At 57.8% G+C, this 3,038-nt stretch carries 5 protein-coding genes; all 5 read left to right on the top strand.

Features of this window, described 5'->3' with window-relative positions:
• The coding region (locus AC5DC2_RS21960; protein ID WP_491700023.1) for a hypothetical protein at positions 1 to 484 on the top strand (484 nt) is incomplete at its 5' end.
• Positions 481 to 1,074 (top strand): hypothetical protein, encoded by a 594-nt coding sequence (locus tag AC5DC2_RS21965; RefSeq protein ID WP_024707200.1) that lies wholly within the window; start codon positions 481 to 483, stop codon positions 1,072 to 1,074. The genes AC5DC2_RS21960 and AC5DC2_RS21965, both read left to right, overlap by 4 nt.
• Positions 1,074 to 2,183, top strand: coding sequence for a conjugal transfer protein TraW family protein (locus AC5DC2_RS21970; RefSeq protein WP_024707201.1), 1,110 nt, complete (start codon positions 1,074 to 1,076; stop codon positions 2,181 to 2,183). Before AC5DC2_RS21965 ends, AC5DC2_RS21970 begins: the two co-directional genes overlap by 1 nt.
• Positions 2,184 to 2,248: 65 nt before the next feature.
• Positions 2,249 to 2,698 (top strand): hypothetical protein, encoded by a 450-nt coding sequence (locus AC5DC2_RS21975; protein ID WP_491700024.1) that lies wholly within the window; start codon positions 2,249 to 2,251, stop codon positions 2,696 to 2,698.
• A 3-nt stretch (positions 2,699 to 2,701) separates the two neighbouring features.
• On the top strand, positions 2,702 to 3,038 hold a 337-nt coding region (locus AC5DC2_RS21980), incomplete at its 3' end, for a hypothetical protein (protein WP_491700025.1).

Consider the following 3,038-nt stretch of genomic DNA (forward strand, 5'->3'; position numbering starts at 1 on the left):
CCGCGCAGCCGGCGTCTCTTCGCTCGACGATCTCCGGTATTCCGAAGCCGGCAAGGCACTGCAAGAGCGTGCCGTGAACGAGCTGACTATCAGCAACTGGAATTCAATGAGTTCCCAAACACGCGGGCTGGTGGGTCAGACAGTCAATGGCGTGCAGATCACACAGGAAAGCCTTCTGGACGCGGCGCATTTTCTTGGCTCCGGCGCCCTGAATGATTGGGTCGCAAGCGGTTTTGATCCCAACGCGCTACCCGAGAGCTATCTCGCGGCCAATGGTCTGTCATCCTATGCGCAGCTGCAGGATCTCATCCTGAAGCGCATGGCATCCATCAACGGCAATTCATACGACGGTTTCGGATACACGAACAGCTATTCCGTCGGGGGAATGTACGGCGCGACCAGCGACTTTCCCGGCTTTGGATCAAAGCGGCCCGTTCTCATTCAGGAAGTGCCGCCATATCAGGGAGAAAAGAAAACGCTATGAAAAAGCTTGTATTGTTTTTTGCACCTGCCCTGATGCTGCACGCGGGATTGACCCATGCCGCAGAGGGAACGGACCAGATCGAACAGCTATTCGATTCCATGCTCGGCGGCCAAAGCGGCGCATGTACTGACACCGTTAAAATCAGTTTGACCGACGCAATCCGCGCAGGGATCGACACTGAGGTGGCGCGAAAGGAAGCGGCGCTTCAACAGCCGAAGCCCGTTGATGGCCTTGGTTGCCTGGACAACCTCATGAATCTGGACCTGGATATCGCCATTCAGGTTCCTGACGTGCAGGGCCTGTTCGATTCTGCATTGTCCAACGCAGAACAACAAATCTGCTCCTTTGCACAAGAAGCCTGGGACAAGGCCACGGAGCCCCTGACATCGGCGCTTCAGCTGCCGTCCTTCGACGGCATCTCGGTAGACAGCTTTACCAGCGGTTCCAGTGACGTGCTCGACTTCGGGTCCGTCAACATGGGCCTGTCACAGGGCGGCGATTATGGCGGCGACGCGGGCGTGAGAGATGCTGGCGCGAATTCGTTGCTGCGCGATACCTATCAGAAGCTCTATGGCACCGGAGGACAGTGATGAAACACCTGATTTATGGCTTGTTGGTATCGGTTGCGAGTGTCGGACTGGCGCAGACGGCTGAAGCAGCATGCTCCTGCGGTGGCGTGCGCAACATCGTTGCCCAATACAGCAACAAGACAATCCAGGACGTCAACGACCATACGACGGATGTCGGTCAGCAGATTGCGGACACGATCCTGAAAGGGGTCGCACAGCTGAGTGCCTATTCCAATCGATCCGTCGAGGCGCAAAAGCGCATCGAGGACGCAGCACAGTTGAATGACACGCTGCGGGCGCGTCAGGAGGCCCGCGGCCAGGCTGAGGGCGGTCGCTACGATCCGGCAGCCTCGGCCTGCTTCGACCTTTCCGGGCTGATGCAATTTGGCGGCGGAACTGCTTCCTATGGCGTCGGCGGGACAGACGTCTCCAATCTTTCGCGCAATCGCTCGCGTGGCAACGGCGCTGAGGGACAGGCCGTTTCCCAGGGCGGGCTTGCGATCGCCAATGCGATTATCAAAGACCGGGACGAGCTGGAAGATGTTGGCGGGTTCAAAGATCCGACGTCTGACATTCGTTTCTTGACCGATGCGCAGACGTTGGACACGTCCGAAGGTAAGGTCGCTCAGGCATATGCGCGCATGGTCAACAATATGGTTGACCCGATCCCGGCAAAGCCAATTACGGAAGGCGAAGCGAAGACGCCGGCCGGCAAGGCGCAGATGGCGGCGCGCCAGGTCGACGCGACACGTCGCTCAGCCTCTCACGCCATTCTTTCCTACCTTGGCGATCTGAGCGCGCCGACCGGCAGCAGCGAGCTCGCCGAATGGGCCAAAAAGGCCGCGCCGACCAACTATCCCTATGAGATTGGAGACAAGGTTTCGAAGCTTCAGGCTTTGGATATTTTCGTTGAAAGTCGCTTCCCGAATCCGGAATGGCATCAGGCGGTTGCCAAGATGTCACCAGAAGCCGTTGAACGCGAAAACCTTCTGACCAATGCCCTGCAGCTCTACGTCTCATGGGAGCGTTTCGGTCTCGAACGGCGACAGGCGGCCGCTCTGACAGCACTGCTCGCTCTTCAGCTTGACGAGCGCGACAGCAGGACAACCGTAATCCCGGTGAACGACTGATGAAAAGACGGCGGAACCGACAGGATGATCCGCACAAGACTGGCTGGCTTGCCCGACGCGGCGGCATGCACCAGCTTGCCTTCATCGTCACGTCCGGGTTTTCGGTCGGCATCGCGGCATGGGATATTATCTCCAGCACGATGCGACCGAAGCGCTATTCGCGTGACAGGTTCTTCAAGACGGACGAAGACGGCGGCATCTCCCGCTTCAAGGCCCAGACATCTGGAATGAGCCAAAAGGAAATCGACGACGATGCCCGCGCCTGGCTACGGGAGCGAACGGTTTACACGATCATCGCGTTTCTTTGTCTCGCTGCGATCCCGGCCATGTTTGCCTTCGGCATCTTCAGCATTTTCACGCTCATAGCACTCATCGTTTTGGCACTTTTGTTAGCGGCCAAGGCCATGAAAGCTGACTTTGCCTACTGGCAAATCCGACAGGGCCGTTTCGGCCCCTTTGCGGACTACCTCCAACACCGTCTTCCTTACGACATGCAGATAATCAGGAAGGATTGAACCTTGCGGCGATTTTTCAAAGGTCTGCCCCTGGCCTTCATCTTTACCAGTTCCGGCGCGTTCGCACAGGAAATCGATGTCGTGGACATTCTGTCCGGCGGCGGCGACGAACGGACGAACACCTATCTGAACATGATTTTTGGTCAGCTTTTTCCCGGCCCGAACGACAAAACCCTGATCTCGGTGCTGATCTCGGACTTCAATATTCTGTTCTTCGCCCTCGGTGCGATCCTGTTGGCCTACAACATTATTATCGGGACGATGGAATCGGCGCACCACGGCGAGGTCCTCGGCCGACGCCACTCATCGCTGTGGGCGCCGATCCGCACACTGGTCGCAG

The organism is Martelella sp., assembly GCF_984369615.1.